Below are 14,424 nucleotides of genomic sequence, written 5' to 3' on the forward strand. Positions count from 1 at the left end.
AGTGCTCATGGAAGCCATTATCCGCTCAATCAATCATATTGCCCGTCTCGCCACCCTTTATCGGGAAAAAGAACTGAAAAAATTTGGTTTAGGTGGGATGCATCATACCTATATCTTAAACATTTGCCGTCAACCGGGGATCAGTCAAGAAGCCTTAGCCAAGAAGATTTTTGTTAATAAAAGCAATGTTGCCCGTCAACTAGCGATCTTAGAAGAACGAGGATTTGTCACTAGAACCAGCAGTCCCACCGACAAACGACAATTACTGGTTTATCCAACCGAAAAAGCACTTGTTGTCCAACCAAAGATCCAACAGCTGCTTCAAAGCTGGAATGAACAAGTCGTAGCAGGTTTTTCTGCTGCCCAACAGCAGCAGTTGATCGCTGATCTGGAAATCGTCAAAGAAAATTCCCAACGGCTTTTAGCGAAAGTTGAGGCGATGGAATGAATCTTTTGACTCAATATTTAAAACCCTATATCGGCCGCATTTCCCTTGGCGTCAGCATCAAATTCTTCGGGTCATTGATGGACTTGCTATTGCCTTGGATTTTGGCGTATATCATTGATTCTGTGATTCCCACGAAGCAAGTATCAGCGATTTTTGCTTGGGGCGGGGCGATGGTGGTCTGCTCCATCATCGCAGTTGTCACCAATATCATCGCCAATCGGATGGCCTCTAGTGTTGCTCGCGATACCACCGGTAGTATTCGCCATGATTTATTTGAAAAAGTTTCCTATCTGTCGATTCCGCAAGTCGAAGAAGTCGGGATTCCTTCCTTGGTGTCTCGCTTGACGACAGACACTTACAACATCCATCAAACGGTAGGGATGATCCAGCGGATGGGGATTCGTGCCCCGATTCTGTTATTAGGGGGAATCATGATCACTGCTACATTAGATCCCGTTTTGACACTGGTCTTAGTAGGCGTCTTGCCCTTCACTTTAGTGGCGGCAGTCACGATCTCAAAACGGGGGATCCCCTTGTTTGCCTCATTGCAAAAGCAAGTGGATGTGTTGGTGCGGACTGTCCGAGAAAATGTAACTGGGGCTCGGGTGATCAAGGCCTTGTCTAAAGCAGATTACGAGAAAAAGCGCTTTGACCACGTCAATCAAGACGTAGTAGCTGCGGAAACCACTGCTAATCGAACCATGGCTGCGACACCACCTCTGATGGACCTATTTTTGAATATCGGGTTGACATTGGTGATCGTCGTCAGTGCCTTTCGCATCAATCAAGGGTTGACCCAACCAGGGGTCATCATTGCCTTTTTGACCTATTTTACGATCATTTTGAATGCCATGCTCAGTATCACTCGCATCTTTGTAATCGTGTCGAAGGGGCTGGCTTCTGCCGATCGGATCCAATCCGTCTTGCGCCTGCCGCAAAATATGCAAGTCATTGAGGCGCCTGTCAAAGAAGAGTCGGCGCATATCGTTTTTGAAAAAGTTTCCTTCACTTATCCTAACGGTAGCCGGGTGCTGAAAGACATCGATTTCTCCTTGCAGCCGGGAGAAACCTTAGGGATCATCGGTGCGACTGGTAGCGGAAAATCAACGATCGTCAAATTACTGCTGCGGCTCTATGACCCAACGAAGGGTATGATCCTCATCGCTGGTCGCGACATTCGCTCCATCGATCCGACGGAATTGCATCAGTTATTCGGTGTCGCCTTACAAAAAGACGTGCTTTTTGCGGAAACGATTGAAGAAAATATCGCCTTTGGCCGGCGGTTTTCCAAAGAGCAGATCGAAGAAGCGGCGGCTCGCGCCCAAGCCAAGGAGTTTATCAATCAACTGCCCAAGCGCTTAGCCCATCCACTGCATGCCAAAGGCAGCAATTTAAGCGGCGGTCAAAAGCAGCGGGTCTTGTTATCGCGGGCATTGGCGGGGGATCCGGAAATTTTGATTTTGGATGACTCCGCCAGTGCGCTAGATTATCGGACCGACGCTCAGTTGCGCAAGGTCCTGAAACAGCAGTTTCAACAGACGACGACGATCTTGATCGCGCAGCGGATCAGTTCGATCCAGCATGCCGACAAAATTTTGGTACTGGAAAATGGTCAAATGAACGGTTTTGGCAGTCACCAAGAATTACTAGCAGATAATGCGATCTACCAAGCCATTTATCAAGGTCAGACAGGAGGTGCCTATGATGCCGAAGAAAAAAACGGAAAAACCGCAGGATAGCAAGAAAACACTCCGCCGTTTGTGGAGCTATCTCTACGAGTACAAAGGACTCCTGTTGGCAGCCGCTATTTTAATGATGGTCAGCAACATCTTCGCCTTGGTGGGACCGTTGCTTTCCGGGTACGCCATTGATGCCATTCAACCGGGTCCCGGCAAGGTCATTTTTGACCGAGTCTTCTTTTATTGTGGGCTGATGCTGCTGTTTTATCTTGCGTCTTCCCTTCTTAGTTATCTGATTTCGCTCATGATGATCCGCTTGAGTCAGCGGGTGTTGGCAGCGATGCGCAAGGCGATTTTTGATAAAATCACCGAACTGCCGGTTGGGTATTTTGACCGAGTCGCCACTGGGGATATCATCAGCCGCATCAGTTATGATGTCGATACCATCAATACGTCATTGGCCAGCGATGCCATTCAAGTCCTCAGCAGTCTTGTGACGATCATTGGTTCGTTTGTGATGATGGTTTTGATTTCGCCGCTGCTGGTGCTGATTTTTGTCGTAACGGTTCCCGCTTCGATCTTTTTGACCCGCTTTTTGATGAGCAAATTTCAACCATTGTTTCGCCGTCGTTCTCGCAAATTAGGCGAACTGAACGGCTTTGTGGAAGAGATTATTTCTGGTCAGCAAACGATCAAGCTGTATAACCAAGAAGAAGCGATCATCAGCCGTTTTGACGAAAAAACCAAGAAGCGGTGGATGCCTATTACAATGCCGAGTACTACGGCAGTATGACTGGTCCTTCCATCAACTTTATCAACAATCTGTCATTGTCCTTGATCAGTATGTTTGGCGCCTTGCTGTTTTTGTTCGGTCATCTGACATTAGGGAATGTTTCTTCCTTTGTTCTTTACTCCAGAAAATTCTCAGGACCAATCAATGAGTTAGCCAACATCTTCAGCGATTTGCAATCGGCATTGGCGGCGGCAGAACGGATCTTCCGTTTGCTGGATGAAGAACCGGAAGTTTCTGATGTTCCTGGAGCCTACGAATACCATGAGGTGTCTGGTGATGTCGCCTTTGACCACGTGACCTTCGGCTATCAAGCACAGCAGCCCATCATCAAAGACCTTTCGTTGGAAGTACCGGCTGGCAGCTTGGTCGCGATCGTCGGACCGACCGGAGCCGGGAAAACCACCATCGTGAACCTCTTGATGCGGTTTTATGACCCTGACCAAGGAGCGATTTGGTTAGACGGTAAAAATATCCGCCAAGCGACACGCCGCAGCCTACGGCAAAGCTATGCAATGGTGCTGCAAGACACGTGGCTGTTCACGGGAACGATTTTTGAAAATTTGGCCTACGGCAAGGCGAATGCGACGATGGCAGAAGTCCAAGCTGCTGCACAAGCCGCCCATATCCATGACTTTATTATGAGCCTGCCAAAAGGCTATGATACTTTGATTTCTGAAGACGGGACCGGTATTTCACAAGGGCAAAAACAACTATTGACGATTGCGCGAGCAATGCTGTTAGATGCCGATCTGCTGATTCTTGATGAAGCCACATCAAATGTCGACACGCAAACGGAGCTGCTGATCCAAGCAGCGATGACCAAATTGATGAAAGGCAAAACCTCCTTTGTGATCGCCCATCGCTTGTCCACGATTCGACATGCCGACACGATCCTCGTGGTGGAACAGGGCAATATCGTAGAGCAAGGGACCCACGAAGAGTTAGTAGCCAAAGAGGGGCGTTATGCCGCACTCTATCAGGCACAATTTGACGCATGATCCATAACTAGTCCGCATCCGTACAAGGAGTAACCCACTGCTTGTACGGATGTTTTTTGTGTGCCATCGGCTTTCTTGGCACAGGTACAAAATCTTCTTATGACAAATCAGGCAATTATCGGTATACTTAAGAAAGGGGTATCATCAAACAGAAAGAAGGGAAACAATTGGATCATAAACAACTAAAAGAATTCCCCAACGATTTCTTATGGGGTTCAGCATCAGCAGCCTATCAAGTAGAGGGCGCATGGCAAGAAGATGGCAAAGGCGCTTCAGTTTGGGACGATTTTGTCCGCATTCCAGGCAAAACCTTTAAAGCAACGAACGGAGATGTCGCGGTCGACCATTACCACCGCTTCAAAGAAGATGTTGCCTTGATGAAAGAACAAGGATTGAAAACCTATCGTTTTTCCATTGCATGGACACGGATTTTTCCAGAAGGACGAGGAGAAGTCAATCAAGCAGGGTTAGACTTTTATTTAGCATTGATCGATGAGCTGATTAAAGCAGGGATTGAACCGATGGTGACCTTGTACCATTGGGATCTGCCACGTACGTTGCAAGAAGAATACGGCGGCTGGGAATCTCGCAAAATCATTGAAGATTTCACCAACTATGCGGCCGTATTATTTGAAGCCTTTCGCGGCAAAGTTCACTATTGGGTCAGCTTGAATGAACAAAATATCTTTACTTCTTTAGGCTATCTTTTGGCTGCCCATCCACCAGGAGTGACCGATCCTAAACGGATGTATGAAGTCAATCATATCGCTAACTTGGCGAATGCTTCGGTGATCAACAAGTTCCACGAGATGGAAATCCCAGGGAAAATCGGACCAAGTTTCGCCTACTCACCAAACTACCCAATCAACAGCGACCCGAAAAATATTTTGGCAGCTGAAAATGCCGAAGACTTGATGGCGCACTATTGGTTAGATGTCTATCTTTGGGGCGAATACCCGATTGCCGCAATGAATTACTTGAACGAGCAAGGGATCGCGCCTACGATCGAACCAGGAGACATGGACTTGCTGCGTTCAGCAAAACCAGATTTCTTAGGGATCAACTATTACCAAACAGCAACGAATGCCTACAATCCATTAGATGGTGTCGGTGCCGGTAAAATGAACACCACTGGGAAAAAAGGTAGCTCCGAAGAAACCGGGACACCAGGAATGTTCAAAAAAGCTGAAAATCCATTTGTGGAACGGACGAATTGGGATTGGGAGATCGATCCTCAAGGGCTGCGGATCGCTTTACGCCGAATCACTAGCCGTTATCGGGTGCCTGTGATCATTACGGAAAACGGACTTGGTGAATACGATAAACTAACAGACGATCACCAAATCCATGACCAATACCGCATCGATTATTTAGCAGGGCATGTCCATGCCATCAAAGAAGCGATCAGCGACGGCGCGGAAGTTCTTGGCTATTGCACCTGGTCCTTCACTGATTTGCTAAGCTGGTTGAACGGCTACCAAAAACGCTATGGCTTTGTATACGTCGACCAAGATGAAACCCAAGAAGGGTCACTGGCACGCTACAAGAAAGACAGCTTCTACTGGTATCAAGAGCTGATCAAAACCAACGGGCAAGAGTGCTAGCCTCCTAAAGCCAATACCTGAATAAGCGAAACGACCCCTGCAACGGCAGTGATCGTTTCTTAGAAAAAGTACGTTCCACCTGTAGCGACCGCCCAAAGGTAGACCAAAAGTTTCGCTTTTTGGGCCGCTTCAAAGGAGAACGTCCTTTTTTTGAGTATTATCGTTGACAAGTGTAAACGATAATTGTAAAGTAGAAGAAGATTACAACTGTAAACATAAAAGGTGAATGGGTTTGCATAGCAAGCAAGGAGGAAGGAAACAATGATCGAAAAGAATTATGGGGTAAAAGGGATGACCTGTGCGTCTTGTTCCCAGACAGTCGAAAAAACAGTCAGCAAGCTGGCGGGGGTCGACCAAGCAGCTGTCAATTTGGCTACTGAAAAATTACATATTCGTTATGATGAGCAGCAGCTCACCGAAGAAACACTCGCTGCGGCCATCAAAGCAGCGGGCTATCAACTGATCGGCTCTCAAAGACAAGAGACCTTTGCCATCTCGGGCATGACCTGTGCGTCTTGTGCCCAAACAGTAGAAAAAGCTGTCCAAAAATTAGCGGGTGTGGAGCAAGCCTCCGTCAATCTGGCGACAGAAAAACTGACGGTCAGCTATCAACAAGACCAAGTGTCCGCCGCGAAGATCGCAGCTGCCGTGAAAGAGGCGGGCTATGACGCACAGCTGCCGACCGCTTCTGCCGACAAGGCGGATTCAAAACAGGCAGAGATTCGTGCTTTATGGCAACGGTTTTGGCTTTCGGCGCTCTTTACGATCCCCTTGTTCTATTTGACGATGGGGGAAATGATCGGTTTGCCGATCCCTGGCTTTTTAGATCCAATGGCCTATCCAGTCAATTTCGTTACCACTCAATTGATTTTAGTCTTACCGGTGATGGTCCTCGGTCGCGCCTTTTACATTGCTGGTTTCAAAGCGCTTTGGAAAGGCCATCCTAACATGGATTCCCTCGTCGCATTGGGAACCAGTGCTGCCTTCTTTTATAGTATTTATGGAACCGTGATGGTCTACCTGGGCACGACCCACTATGCGATGCACTTGTACTATGAAACGGCCGCCGTTATTTTGGCATTAGTGACCTTAGGAAAATACCTTGAGTCGGTCTCGAAGGGCAAAACCTCCGAAGCCATCAAGAAGTTGTTGGATCTCGCACCGAAAAAAGCCCGTGTGCTTCGCGGAAGCGGGAATCAAGCCGAAGAAGTCGAAGTGGGTATTGAAGAAGTCGCAGCCGGCGATATCTTAGTCGTACGACCTGGTGAAAAGATTCCTGTGGATGGGATCGTTACCCAAGGACGCTCTGCCATCGATGAATCAATGATCACCGGAGAAAGCTTACCTATCGAAAAACAAGTCGGTGATCGGGTGATCGGCGCCAGTATCAACAAAAATGGCTCGTTTCAATACGAAGCCACCAATGTGGGAGAAGATTCAACGTTGGCGCAAATCATTCAGTTAGTAGAAAATGCCCAAGGCTCCAAAGCGCCGATTGCCCGCATGGCAGATAAAGTTTCGGGTGTGTTTGTCCCGATCGTCATGGTCTTGGCGGTTTTTGCAGGACTTGCCTGGTTTTTCTTAGGACAAGAAACCTGGATCTTCTCATTGACCATTACGATCTCTGTATTAGTGATTGCTTGTCCGTGTGCTTTAGGATTAGCGACACCGACCGCCATCATGGTGGGTGCGGGCAAAGGGGCAGAAAATGGCGTCTTGATCAAAAGCGGCGATGCGTTAGAAACAGCTAGAAACGTGACGACAATCGTCTTTGATAAAACCGGCACGATCACAGAAGGCAAACCAGTCGTAACCGATCTCCTGCCTGCCGGCAACCACACGCCGACGGAATTGCTGCAACTGGCGGCTTCTGTTGAAAAAGGCTCAGAACATCCATTAGGCGAAGCCATTGTGATCGAAGCCCGCAAGCAAGCCCTCGCCCTGCAAGAAGTTGACGGGTTTGAAGCGATTCCGGGGCATGGGATTCAAGGCACGATTGCTGGCAGTCCAGTCCTATTAGGCAACCAGAAATGGCTGGAAAAACAAAACGTTGCCATCGATGGCCTGATCGAGCAAGCCCAACAATTGGCTCACGAAGGGAAAACACCGATGTATGTTGCCAAAGACGGCGAAGCGATCGGGATCATCGCTGTGGCAGATACTATCAAAGAAAGCAGTCGAAAAGCCATTGAGCGGTTGCATCAAATGGGCTTGTACGTAGCAATGATCACGGGCGACAATGCTCGGACAGCCCAAGCCATCGCCAAACAAGTCGGTATCGATGAAGTAATCAGTGACGTCTTGCCAGAAGATAAAGCCGCCAAAGTAGCCGGCCTGCAAGCCAAAGGCCAAAAGGTTGCGATGGTAGGTGACGGGATCAATGATGCGCCGGCGTTAGCCCAAGCCGATGTAGGGATCGCGATTGGCTCTGGTACCGATGTCGCCATCGAATCGGCAGACATCGTACTGATGCGCAGCGATCTGATGGACGTCCCATCAGCGATCGAGTTAAGTCGGGCAACCATCAAAAACATCAAAGAAAATCTTTTCTGGGCTTTTGCTTATAACGTCTTAGGCATTCCTGTCGCAATGGGTGTGTTGCATCTTTTCGGCGGCCCCTTGCTCAATCCAATGATCGCCGGGGCGGCCATGAGCTTCAGCTCGGTATCCGTTTTATTAAATGCCTTGCGGCTGAAACGATTCCAACCCTCAGCAAAAAAATAAACGAAGCAACGAATGCACCAACAAAAAGACCTGCCCACGGTTTCTGATGGAAGAAAACCGTGGATAGGTCTTTTTAGTGCTGGACATCTAAATAAGAGTAGGCCCGCACGTCATAACGGTTGCGACTACGGGAAAATTCGATAGGTGAGCCATTTTTCTGATAGACGATCTGTTCGATCTCTAAGACCGGATCATCGGCTTTACAGTCCAAATACTGTTGATCGTACGCGGTACTTTTATCAGCGGCGATGGTGCGGTAGGCCCCAGCAAACTGGACCCCTAGTTCCTCTTTGACATAACGATAGATAGAACTTTCTAAATGGCCACGAGTTAAATTGGGCACCAAATGGACCGGCATATAGGTATATTCTAAAATAAACGGCTGGTCTTCAAGAATCCGCAAGCGGACAATACTATAGATCGGCTGTTCTTCCGTCAACATCAACTTTTCTTGGATCGTTTGGTCAGGAAATTCGACTTGAAAATCGATGACCTGACTGACTAGCTTGCGGCCAGCTTTGCCCATTTCTGTTGACAAGCCTTCATAGACCGTTAAAGCAGTGGTGTCTTTTTTTAAGAATGGGTGGTTCAATATTTTTGTTCCAGCGCCCCGCTGAGAATAAACCAGTCCTTCCATGGCTAAAATACCGATGGCTTTTTTGACGGTCATCCGGCTGACTCCGAATTCTTCGACTAAATCAGTTTGATTCGGCAGTAAGCTGTCAGGCGGATACGTTTTGTTTTTGATACGTGTGCGTAAAATATTGGCAATTTCTTGGTATTTTGGCATCTGATCACCTCGCAAGAAGTATAGCTGAAAAAAGCGGTTTCGACAATCAAACCTTGGTTTTTTTATAAAAAGAACGGCTGACTGAAAAAATTCAGCCAGCCGTTGCGCTTAATCGATCGATGGTTCTGCTTGACGATCTAAAACACGTAAGAATGGATACCAGATTAAGCCGACGATCACCACGTCAATGACTTGCAGCAAACCACCTAACCAAGAGTTGGTTGCTAAGACACCACTGAAGACCACTGGAACGGTCCAAGGAACAGAAACACCAGTTGGTGCAGGAACAAGTCCAGCCGCCATCACTAAGTAGTTGAAGGTCGTTACCACAAGAGGTGCCACGACCCAAGGAATCAGGATCGTCGCATTCAAGACGATCGGCATACCGAAGATTGCTGGTTCGTTGACGTTAAAGATCCCTGGTGCTAAAGCCAAACGACCAACATCGCGGTATTGTTTTTTCTTCAATACAAAAGCCATCAAGATAACAACTGCTAACGTCATACCAGAACCGCCTAATCCAACGGTGAAGGTTTCCATAAATGGTTTTGTGACGATATGCGGCAGTGCATCCCCATTTTGATACGCTTCTAAGTTGTCTAACATTAATGTATTCCAAATCGGGTCCATCACAGAGTTGACGATGATTTGACCATGTAGACCGAAGAACCAAAGGAATTGGACAAAGAACAAAGCCAATAGAGTTGCTGGCAAGCTGCTGCCTAGTCCAGTCAATGGTTTTTGGATCAATTCATAAACCAAGTCATGCAAGTTGGCATTGAAGACACCCGTCATGATGGCATTGATCACTAAAAATACCGTTAAGGTGATAATTGCTGGAATCAAAGCGGCAAAAGATTTAGAAACTGCTGGTGGCACCCCATCAGGCATTTTGATCTGCCAGCCGCGTTTTGTGATGCGGCAATAGATTTCAGCTGCTAAAAATGCTGCGATCATCCCGATAAACATCCCTTTTGCGCCAAGACGATCAAGAGACAGCACGCCGGAGATCGTTTCGCCAGATTCAGTAGTCATAAAGAAAGGAGTTAAGATCAAAAAGCTGGCAAAAGAAACGGCGCCGCCAAAAATCCCTTCCACATCATATGATTTTGATAAATAATAGCCGATACCGAAAGTAACGAAAACAGTCATGATACTCATTGTTGCATTTTGCCCATTGCCAAACAGCGTTCCTAATGTTCCTTTAGTGGCATCACTGAAGAAGGGCAGGTTGTTTAAAACGACCACGATCGATCCAAACATAGTGATTGGGAACGAAAGCATAAATGCGTCCCGCAAGACGGTCAGATAGCGATTTTGTCCTAAGGCATTCGCCAAGGGCAAAATCTTTTCAGATAACTTGTCCATAAAACCATTCATTATTAGTTCACTCCTTAAATTTCTTTTTGCAATCGATTACATTGATAATGTATCATGTTTTATTTTAAATGTCTATACATTTATTTTGAAAAAGATTGATTTTTGTAACTGCTTCCTTTATGATTAGGGCAGCAAAGAAAAAATGAGGAGTGAATGAAGATGGATTATCAATTTCCAGCAGGCTTTTGGTGGGGGTCAGCCGCTAGTGGCCCACAAACAGAAGGTGTATTTGAAGGTGATGGCAAAGGGGCAAGCATCTGGGATTACTGGTATCAGCAGGAACCAGAGAAATTTTTCAATGAGGTAGGTCCTGAAAAAACCTCGCAAGTCTATACACGCTATCAAGAAGATATTCAACTCATGAAAGAAACCGGCCATACGACGTTTCGGACGTCGATCCAATGGAGTCGTCTCTTCCCGCAAGGCAAAGGAGAAGTCAATCAAAAAGCCGTTGATTTTTACAATGCCTACATTGATGAGTTGATCGCCAACGGGATCGAACCTTTCATGAATTTATACCACTTCGATATGCCAATGGCGCTGCAAGAAAAAGGCGGCTGGTTGAACCGAGAGACCGTGGATGCCTATGTTGCGTTTGCGCAAACCTGCTTTACGTTATTTGGTGATCGTGTCAAGAAATGGTTCACTCATAATGAACCGATCGTCCCTGTTGAAGGCGGCTATCTTTACCAATTCCATTATCCGAATGAGATCAACATGAAACATGCAGTCCAAGTTGGGTTCCACGAAACGTTGGCGAGTGCTAAAGCCATCAAAGTCTATCATGAGATGAACCTTGATGGGGAGATCGGCATCATCTTGAACTTGACGCCAAGCTATCCAAGAGATGAGAACGATCCAGAGGATGTCAAAGCAGCGCAAATCGCGGATGCCTTCTTTAATCGTTCTTTCTTAGACCCTGCGGTCAAAGGCACGTTCCCAGAAGAATTAGTGACCATCGTCAAGGAATTGGATATGGTACCAGCGATGGAAGTCGATGATTTACAAACGATTCGCGAAAATACGATCGACTTGTTGGGGATCAATTATTACCAACCTCGTCGTATCATGAAGAAAGAATCACCGATCGATGAAGCGAAAAGTCCAATGCCTGATGATTACTTTGATAACTATGATATGCCGAACAAGAAAATGAACCCGTATCGTGGATGGGAAATCTATGAAAAAGGGATCTATGATATTTTGACGAACACGCGAGAAAACTATGGCAATATCAAGTGCTACATTTCTGAAAATGGCATGGGTGTCGAAGGAGAAGAACGTTTCGTCAATGCTGATGGCGTGATCGAAGATGATTACCGCATCGAATTTGTCTCTGACCACTTGAAGTACGTCCACCAAGCGATCCAAGAAGGAACCAATTGTGTTGGCTACCATATGTGGACCTGCATGGACAACTGGTCCTGGACCAATGCTTACAAGAACCGTTACGGATTTATCTCCGTTGACTTAGCAAATGATGCTAAACGAACGGTGAAAAAATCAGGTCGTTGGTTTAAAGAAGTTTCAGATAATAACGGCTTTTAATAACAATGAAAAAAGCAATGCTGTAGGAATCAGCATTGCTTTTTTTGTGTAAAATCGCGGATTTTTCTGTCTTGTTCCGAAGGGCATTCTCTATTAAAAAACCACCTGTTTTTGCAAATGATAAGCTGGGTTAAACAAAAGCGCAGTTTTGATAAATAAAAGACTAGACATGGAAACGTTCTCGTGGTATTCTTTAGTAGAAATCGGTTTCATTATTTTGTTTAGGGTTTGAAAGGAGAAAAAACAATGGATAAATTTATTGGATTTATGGAGAAGCACTTTATTCCGATCGCTTCTAAAATAGGCTCTCAAAGACATCTAGTGGCCATTCGTGACGGATTTATCGTAACGATGCCGTTGATGATCTTAGGCTCTTTTGGGGTATTGATCAACAACTTACCAATTCCTGCCTATATTGATTTTATGAATGGCATTTTTGGTGAAGGGACATGGCAAGCCTTTGGGAACAACTTGTCAGCAGGTACTTTTTCAATACTTGGTCTGTTAATCGCTTTCACAGTCGCGTATAATTTAGCTAAAAGCTACAATCAAGACGCATTAGGTGCTGGGGCGATCTCAGTTGCAAGTTTCTTCGCATTAGGTGCAATGGCGACAGGCCCAGATGGTTTGTTAACAGCTGCCGGACTTGGTTCTCAAGGATTATTTTTAGCATTAATCGTATCGATCATTTCTACTGAGATCTTCCGTCGTCTAGCTGGCAACCCACGCTTAGTCATCAACATGCCTGATGGCGTACCACCAGCAGTATCACGTTCATTTGCTGCGTTATTCCCAGCAATGATCACCGTATCGATCTTTGCTTTGTTTACAGCAATTTTCCAAGCATTTGGTGTGACAAGTATCGTATTGTCTTTCTATGAATTGGTGCAACAACCATTCATGGGCTTGGCAAACTCTTACCCAGCTGCTTTGCTATTAGGTTTTATCTCTGCATTCTTATGGTTCTTTGGTTTGCATGGTGCCAACATCATCGACCCGTTCATGCAAACGATCAATGTGCCAGCGATCGAAGCAAACGCACGAGCATTAGAAGCAGGAACAGATTTGCCTTATATCGTCAACAAACCATTCTTTGATTCTTTCGTGAACATCGGCGGAACAGGCGCGACACTAGGTCTTCTGATTGCGATCTTTTTAGTTGCTCGTCATCATAAAGCGTATATGACTGTCGCAAAACTATCCGTTGCACCAGGTGTGTTCATGATCAATGAACCAGTGATGTTTGGGTTACCCGTTGTCTTGAACCCAATCTTGTTCATCCCATATGTGTTGACACCACTTGTTTTAGTCACGACTGCTTATTTTGCAACTGCAACTGGCTTAGTTCCTGCAAGTACCGTCATCGCACCATGGACGACGCCACCAATCATCGGCGGTATTTTGTCGACACAAAGTATTGCTGGCGGAATCTTGGCAGCTGTTAACTTGATCTTATCGGTCGTTATCTACTTGCCATTCGTGAAAATGGCGCAAATTCAAGAAACACGCCGTTTAAAAAATGCGTAATGTCTGATCGAGTCGATTAGAAACAAGCGCCAAACGTAATAGACCTTATCCGGCCGCGATCAGAGTGCAATACCCCTTATCACACTGCTTCATTGGAAGGTGCAGTGGTGTGATGACACTCTTTTCGTTTGGCCGGTTCTTTTCTCGTTTTTCAATCAATACAACACACGTTTTGGAGGTGGCAAAATGCCCAAATATATGGAGATCGCAGATGTTCTGCGTAAAAGAATCAAGGACGGAACTTATCCGAAAGACAGTCTTTTACCTTATCAAACAGAGTTAGTGGAAGAGTTTGGCGTCAGCCGAATGACGATTAAAAATGCGGTGAATATCCTGATTATGGAAGGCTTGCTGCTGACAAAGCGCGGCTTAGGGACCAAAGTTTTGAATCATTCCTTTTGGGGCAAAGATACCTCATCGGTGACAGAATACAAAGGCCTGAGCTATCAGATGAAACAAGAAAAACGGACGTTGACTAGCCAAGTCATCACCTTTGAAGTCTGTTTTCCTACAACAAGAATTCAAGAGATGCTTCAGATCACTGCCGAACAACCAATCTACCATGTGATCCGTTTGCGGATCTTAGAAGGCAATCCATACATACTCGAGCATTCCTATATGCCGTTGGATCTGGTCAGCGGTTTGACGAAAGAGATCTTGGAAGAATCCGTCTATGACTATCTGTTGCAAGAGTTAGGCTACAAATTTGCTGGTGCTTATCGGAATTTTCAGGCTGCCAAAAGTGATGAATACGATCAAACCTATTTAGCGTGCCAAGCAGATGATCCAGTATTGGAATTAGAACAGATCATCTATTTAGAATCGGGACGTCCAGTGGACTATTCCTGCAGCCGCAATCGGTATGATGTTCGTGGCTATTCCATGTTAGACATGAAGCCTGATCTGTTACAGCACCGCAAAAAGTAATGGCTT

9 protein-coding genes and 1 pseudogene are annotated in these 14,424 nt (G+C 46.1%); 8 read left to right on the forward strand and 2 right to left on the reverse strand.

Annotation, left to right across the window (positions count from 1 at the left end; genetic code table 11):
• Positions 1 to 7: 7 nt before the first annotated feature.
• The 5 genes and pseudogenes from IGI92_RS00735 (at position 8) to IGI92_RS00755 (ending at position 8,246) form a co-directional block, all read left to right on the forward strand.
• Complete coding sequence (locus IGI92_RS00735; RefSeq protein ID WP_016611594.1) at positions 8 to 448, forward strand: MarR family winged helix-turn-helix transcriptional regulator; 441 nt, start codon at positions 8 to 10, stop codon at positions 446 to 448.
• Positions 445 to 2,187, forward strand: coding sequence for an ABC transporter ATP-binding protein (locus IGI92_RS00740; RefSeq protein ID WP_430607632.1), 1,743 nt, complete (start codon positions 445 to 447; stop codon positions 2,185 to 2,187). Before IGI92_RS00735 ends, IGI92_RS00740 begins: the two co-directional genes overlap by 4 nt.
• Positions 2,153 to 3,918 (forward strand): annotated as a pseudogene (locus tag IGI92_RS00745) (ABC transporter ATP-binding protein). Before IGI92_RS00740 ends, IGI92_RS00745 begins: the two are co-directional and overlap by 35 nt.
• Positions 3,919 to 4,085: 167 nt before the next feature.
• Positions 4,086 to 5,522 carry a glycoside hydrolase family 1 protein gene (locus IGI92_RS00750; RefSeq protein ID WP_016619547.1) on the forward strand — a complete coding sequence of 479 codons (1,437 nt, stop codon included), beginning with the start codon at positions 4,086 to 4,088 and terminating at the stop codon, positions 5,520 to 5,522.
• Positions 5,523 to 5,783: 261 nt separating this feature from the next.
• Positions 5,784 to 8,246 carry a heavy metal translocating P-type ATPase gene (locus tag IGI92_RS00755; RefSeq protein ID WP_430607635.1) on the forward strand — a complete coding sequence of 821 codons (2,463 nt, stop codon included), beginning with the start codon at positions 5,784 to 5,786 and terminating at the stop codon, positions 8,244 to 8,246.
• A 73-nt stretch (positions 8,247 to 8,319) separates the two neighbouring features.
• Here IGI92_RS00755 and IGI92_RS00760 read toward each other — a convergent pair whose 3' ends face one another.
• Both IGI92_RS00760 and celB read right to left on the reverse strand, forming a co-directional pair.
• Entirely contained in the window at positions 8,320 to 9,036 is a 717-nt protein-coding gene (locus IGI92_RS00760) for a GntR family transcriptional regulator (RefSeq protein WP_005226669.1), read from the reverse strand.
• A gap of 108 nt (positions 9,037 to 9,144) precedes the next feature.
• Positions 9,145 to 10,416 (reverse strand): PTS cellobiose transporter subunit IIC, encoded by a 1,272-nt coding sequence (celB, locus tag IGI92_RS00765; protein ID WP_005226670.1) that lies wholly within the window; start codon positions 10,414 to 10,416, stop codon positions 9,145 to 9,147.
• A gap of 159 nt (positions 10,417 to 10,575) precedes the next feature.
• On the opposite strand from celB, the gene IGI92_RS00770 reads away from it, so the two are divergent.
• The 3 genes from IGI92_RS00770 to IGI92_RS00780 all read left to right on the forward strand — a co-directional run bounded on the left by IGI92_RS00770 (position 10,576) and on the right by IGI92_RS00780 (position 14,418).
• Positions 10,576 to 11,964 (forward strand): glycoside hydrolase family 1 protein, encoded by a 1,389-nt coding sequence (locus tag IGI92_RS00770; protein ID WP_430607639.1) that lies wholly within the window; start codon positions 10,576 to 10,578, stop codon positions 11,962 to 11,964.
• Positions 11,965 to 12,210: 246 nt separating this feature from the next.
• The gene (locus tag IGI92_RS00775; RefSeq protein WP_061053571.1) at positions 12,211 to 13,491 is read left to right on the forward strand and encodes a PTS sugar transporter subunit IIC; all 1,281 of its coding nucleotides are present in this window, start codon (positions 12,211 to 12,213) and stop codon (positions 13,489 to 13,491) included.
• 186 nt (positions 13,492 to 13,677) lie between these two features.
• Entirely contained in the window at positions 13,678 to 14,418 is a 741-nt protein-coding gene (locus tag IGI92_RS00780; RefSeq protein WP_430607643.1) for a GntR family transcriptional regulator, read from the forward strand.
• The last annotated feature ends 6 nt before the right edge of the window (positions 14,419 to 14,424 follow it).

The organism is Enterococcus sp. DIV2379 (genome assembly GCF_050542965.1).
Taxonomy (GTDB): Bacteria; Bacillota; Bacilli; order Lactobacillales; family Enterococcaceae; genus Enterococcus_D; species Enterococcus_D entomosocium.